The 5,010-nt window shown below is 35.3% G+C and carries 5 protein-coding genes, 1 tRNA gene and 1 pseudogene; 2 read left to right on the top strand and 5 right to left on the bottom strand.

Annotated elements, in window-relative coordinates; translation table 11 throughout:
- The first annotated feature begins 298 nt into the window (after nt 1-298).
- Nucleotides 299-876, top strand: a pseudogene (locus tag IHO40_RS03815) (hypothetical protein).
- 674 nt (nt 877-1,550) lie between these two features.
- On the opposite strand, the gene IHO40_RS03810 reads toward IHO40_RS03815, so the two are convergent.
- The gene (locus tag IHO40_RS03810; RefSeq protein WP_225536837.1) at nt 1,551-1,871 is read right to left on the bottom strand and encodes a hypothetical protein; all 321 of its coding nucleotides are present in this window, start codon (nt 1,869-1,871) and stop codon (nt 1,551-1,553) included.
- A gap of 1 nt (nt 1,872) precedes the next feature.
- Between IHO40_RS03810 and IHO40_RS03805 the strand changes: the two genes are divergently transcribed.
- On the top strand, nt 1,873-2,142 hold the full coding sequence (locus tag IHO40_RS03805; RefSeq protein WP_225536836.1) for a hypothetical protein: 270 nt from the start codon (nt 1,873-1,875) through the stop codon (nt 2,140-2,142).
- Here the strand turns inward: IHO40_RS03805 and dapA are convergent.
- The 4 genes from dapA to IHO40_RS03785 form a co-directional block, all read right to left on the bottom strand.
- Complete coding sequence (gene dapA, locus IHO40_RS03800) at nt 2,139-3,077, bottom strand: 4-hydroxy-tetrahydrodipicolinate synthase (protein WP_410543359.1); 939 nt, start codon at nt 3,075-3,077, stop codon at nt 2,139-2,141. The two genes, IHO40_RS03805 and dapA, sit on opposite strands and share 4 nt — an antisense overlap.
- A gap of 318 nt (nt 3,078-3,395) precedes the next feature.
- Nucleotides 3,396-3,878 (bottom strand): single-stranded DNA-binding protein, encoded by a 483-nt coding sequence (gene ssb / locus IHO40_RS03795; protein WP_225536834.1) that lies wholly within the window; start codon nt 3,876-3,878, stop codon nt 3,396-3,398.
- A 61-nt stretch (nt 3,879-3,939) separates the two neighbouring features.
- A tRNA-Arg gene (locus IHO40_RS03790) sits at nt 3,940-4,012 on the bottom strand.
- A 12-nt stretch (nt 4,013-4,024) separates the two neighbouring features.
- The gene (locus IHO40_RS03785) at nt 4,025-4,840 is read right to left on the bottom strand and encodes a hypothetical protein (RefSeq protein ID WP_225536838.1); all 816 of its coding nucleotides are present in this window, start codon (nt 4,838-4,840) and stop codon (nt 4,025-4,027) included.
- Nucleotides 4,841-5,010 lie beyond the last annotated feature (170 nt).

The following is a 5,010-nucleotide window of genomic DNA, read 5'->3' as shown; positions in this document are numbered from 1 at the left end:
CAATATTAAGTACCTGCTTACTAGTAGCAACACATTTATTCCGTTGGGCAAAAAAGAAGCATGTTAAGCTTTTCGCGTAATCTGTTTTCGTAACAGTAATGCCACATTTTTTCTCAAACTAAATCGCCAGCAAGCGTTGGCTAAGCTTAAATCTGCTACAGTAGCTTCAAAATATGTTGACTTTATGTACAATATTAGCTTTAAACCAGTAAAATAGGTTTCAACACATGCGCTTTCTTGTTCTAACTATGTTCTTTTTTTGTCTTTATGTTATCTTTCATTTTTTCTGTTACCTTCAATAGAGGCCAAAACAAACGATACGTCAAGCAACAGAATTTGTCCTTACACCACAAAGGAAAAAAAGGTAATTGAGCAACTAAGTACCGATGTTATAAAACAAACAGCACAATCGAGGCAAATCATAGAAATGCAAAAAGAAGTCAACAGAACCGAAACTACTCCAATTCCAAAAAGAAAAAACAGTGTAGGTACAAAGCTGGAGGATGCAGTAAAGCCTAGAGAAACAGAGAATGAAATAAAAAGCAAAAAGAGTGTTAAGAGCAAAAATAACGAGTTAGTTGTAGCAGAAATCATCAATTCTATAAGAGAAAAGCTCACAAAATGCTGGAGTATTCATGAAAACGTAGCTTACAAAGAAAATTTCAGTATAAAAATTAATCTATTATTATCCAATCAAGGTGAAATAATTATGATTGATGTAATAAACAGTAGCTCCTACAAAAATAATCTACTTTTCAGGTCAATAGCAGATAGTGCAATGTGTGCGGCATATAAATGTGCCCAATAACTGGCTTGTCTGCTAAACATTACCACATTTGGCGTGAGGTGACACTAGACTTTATTCTAAATGGGTGAAATCTTATAAAAGACTGCTCACATGCAATTCAAGTAGCTCATAGAAATAGAATTAAAAAACTACGTGAAAAATTCTTTCAACTCCCTTTATAACAGCAAGGATATTTCTGATTCAAAACTTGTTTTTGATCTCCAGGCTCAATGACAAAATTCAGTAAAAAACTCAGGGTATTTTTCGGTGGATTTTATCAAATTATAACAGCTGCATGTCCTTTTCACTTTTTCTACATTCAGCCAAATCGCGCTTAAACTAAGCGTCAGCAAATTATTATAACACCAATTTAAAGTATTATAGAGTCAAAACTTGCCACTCGGGGTTTCTTTTACTTTTATTTTTTTATCTTGTAGATTTATTAACGTTTATAGCTAAAGCAATTTAAGAGCATGCGACATTACAGAAGCACCAAAAATAATTGGCTTTTCTCTACTTCTTGCAAAAACTCTAAATTATAAAGTTGACATTGGTTGCAAAGTTATCTAACAATAAAGGATTATAATAATTTAGAGAAAAATTTATACCTGACCAAAAAAAGTTTGCATCGTATACATTAATAGCCATAGGGTCTGCAGGACTTATAGGTGGTATTGTAGCTTTCAAGTACTGTTCTAATTTATCGCCTTTGATTGTGGGGGGCTCTATACCCCTATTAGCTGAACGTGTTAGTATTGGCGTTTTATTGCTTATGGATAAGATTCCTTTCAACAAAATATATGGTGATACATACGATCAAAACATCTTTAGTAAACTGTTTATATGTGTTGTAGTATGTGATTGGTGTTTCTTTTGGAATCGGAATAGGCTTAGCTGCTCTTAGCCTTAAATCTCTCCTGGTTATAGCTGTCCTAGCTTCAACAGTATACAAAGTTATTATGTTACTTTTTAGTGCGATAACTGAACACTCTTCTTCATCAATACCACCAGGTGACTCTGATCCAAGCAAAATTAAAGACTCTTTTTTTCCACCAACGCCACCTGGTAGCTGGGTTGGTAGCAACGTGAAGGTTGACGGTGCAAATAATCGTAATCCTACAGATCACCGAGAAAGAAGAGAATGTGATGGCGAACGTACTGAAAGAAAGTGTCAAACATATGCCATCCGTAAAAAGCCTATTATAGTCACAGATGAGGATAAAGAGGATCGCATTAGCGAAGAACAGCAGCTTGTAAAAGGCTTAAAGGGCCACCTCAAAAGAATAGAAAATTTGAAAACAGAAATTCCAGAGAACGTTGATGATGTTAATAAGTGTAGTTTTCCTAGCCACTAGTCAACTCTTTCCATCAAAGCATTCACTTTCCGCAATGTTTCAATGGAAGGCAAGTCTTCTGTGCTGAGTGGTAGACGGACAGTTTTGTGCTCTATGAGCCCAATATCATGCAGGAGTGCTTTAGTGGGTATGGGGTTGCTGGCAATAAATAATGCCTTGCAAACTTGTTGCCAAACATTCGTCAAATTCTTTTTGCCATCTTCTGTCATTTGAGTAGTTGTTTTTTTCTTAGATTTCAACGTCATGTGCTGGAATGGAAGTAGGCATTGTTTTACATATTTATACGCCACGCGTGGCCAAATATTGGAGGCAACAGAGACCAGGCCAGCTGCACCACGAGCAGCCATATCAGATATCATATTATCATCCCCACAAAAAACTTCGATATTTGGCGCAACTTTCTTATATTCAATTAAAGTATCAGCAGTGCCACTTGAATCTTTGATAGTCCAAAATTTTTCATGGCTGGATAAGTTGCGTACAGTTTCAGCATGAAGATTTACTCCTGCTCTCGATGGAATGTTATAAAGCATAGCTGGTACATGTGCTATTTCAAGTAGCTTTTCAAACCATAAAGTCTGTCCCATGATTCCAGGCTTTGTATAAATTGGAGTTGTCATTAGATAACCATGAATAGGCATATCCTTGCAAAAGTCAAGCCACTTGAGAGCCTGATGTAAATTCACTCCGGGTACGCCAACCATAATTTTCGTGTTTAATTCCAGCTTACACACGAATTCAACTAATGCACGTTTTTCAGAATCGGTGAGTGATAGACCCTCACCTGTGCTACCTAGCAACACTACGCCATTTCCAGCTTCAGCTTGCATTGTGAGTAAACGCTGCAAACTGCGATAATCTATACCATCTCCACTATAATTAAAGGGGGTAACACAAGTAGTCAATAGAAATGTAGATAATAGATCTCTGCTCATCTGCATTTTTCGAAAAAATGTATTCGTTCAGTGGGATGACAAAATAGGGTGGATAAGGTAACATAAAAAGATAACCATAGAGTAAAAGTAAGTTTATAACAAAGGATGTCATCCCAGTGCCTAGGCACTGGAGTCCAGTAAAGTTGATTGCAAACGAGTCCACTATACAGCATTTTAAATGAAGCTACCAAAAACTGGATTTCAGTGTTAGCTACTTGCATGACACCACTTTTGCTTCAATATTCATCATTCTCTTGAATCGATACATAAAAGTTCCCTACCATAATGCAAGAGATCTAATAATTTCAATTGAAGTTATTAAAACGGTATTTCATCATCGATTAGCTCTTCTTTTATCTCACTATCAAAATTTTCATACTGATTTTTTTGCTCTGTTTCGTTTTGCTTGTATTCATTTGGCTTATAATCAGAGCTTGGTGCACTATTTCGTGAATCCAAGAGTGTAAAAACGCCACTGAAATTTTGCAGCAACACTTCTGTGATATATCTTTCACTACCATTTTGGTCAGTATATTTCCTAGTTCTCAAAGAGCCTTCAACGTAAACTTTACTGCCTTTGCGTGCAAAGTCCTTGATAACTTTTACTAATCCTTCACTAAACACTACAATACTATGCCACTCCGTCTTTTCAGAGCGTACACCGGAAAACTTATCAGCCCAACTTTCAGATGTGGCTATTGAAAAACTTGCCATCTCTTTTCCATTTTGCATAGTTCTAATTTCAGGATCCCTTCCTAAATTACCAATTAATATAACTTTGTTTACAGTACCACTAGACATAATTATGCTTTGAATAAACTTTTTATATTATCTTATGCGAAAATACTATTGTCAAATCTGATGCGCTTGGAGGGATTTGAACCCACGGCCTTTGCCTCCGGAGGGCAATGCTCTATCCACTGAGCTACAAGCGCACATATATTAAATTATCTAATAGACAAGCTATCTAAGTCAAATTTTTGGCCCGTATAGAGCGTGAACGTAACGTTCCCATCACCTAAATATACATTCTGAGAATTATTCGCTCGCTTTTTTACCACTTTTTGGTCTACAGTCCATACAAAAGTTACATAGTTTTCAGTCACCGAATGAACTTTTAAATCCTTAGCATTAGAAAACAGCCTTCCGTTTACCCATATTCTCCATGTATCGGAAGAAAAGTATAAAATCGAATCTAAACTTACCACCTTACAATTAAAATTATCTAATATCCTTTCTTCTACAGCTTCCGAAGACTGCAAGTGAAATTTTTCCATTTCACTGACTATCTTACTAGTCGAGTCCTCATCAAAAAAAATGCTTTTCATATCATTGTATTGTGATAGGACGTCGAAGTTACTCTCCACTGCTTCCTTTATTATATCATCCTGGTCAGTATAATTTGTTTTTCGATCGTTTATAAAGAAACATTCTTTTGCACGCAAATTTGCTATGTTAATAAAATCATCAACTTCTTGATTACCAACTTTGAAAATGCTCTCGAAATATTTTTTTTCCATCATTACCCCATGCTTAGAGTGATGACAAATCATTTTATCATTATCTTGTTTTTCTATATGTACACATAAACCCTTGCTACTTAACCCTAGTATTCTGTGCTCGATAAAATCTTCATTACCAATATATTGCCGACAAGTATACTCTTTACAAATTTCTATACTTTCTATAATATCTTTACAGTTGCAATACACATTAACACTGAAAAACAGTAGAGTAAAAATAAAAAACAGCTTTATCTTTATCATCTCATCTATTTAGTATAGTATACCAGTCAAAGACCATATTAGCTCTCACTATCTCTATCATATTACCATTCAAAATCTGATTCATAGTTACAGCATCAATATTTCTCTCTTTGTTCAGAACAAGAGATTTGATCGTAACATAACCAGGCAGATTTGGAATAGACTGT

Origin of the sequence: Wolbachia endosymbiont of Mansonella ozzardi, from assembly GCF_020278625.1 — a bacterium.
Taxonomy (GTDB): Bacteria; Pseudomonadota; Alphaproteobacteria; order Rickettsiales; family Anaplasmataceae; genus Wolbachia.
This window is presented reverse-complemented; position numbering and strand designations above follow the sequence as displayed.

Bases quoted from the DNA above. Each gene is read 5' to 3' on its own strand.
- ssb (WP_225536834.1), bottom strand. From the start codon at position 3,878: ATGTCTAGTGGTACTGTAAACAAAGTTATATTAATTGGTAATTTAGGA.
- dapA (WP_410543359.1), bottom strand. From the start codon at position 3,077: ATGAGCAGAGATCTATTATCTACATTTCTATTGACTACTTGTGTTACC.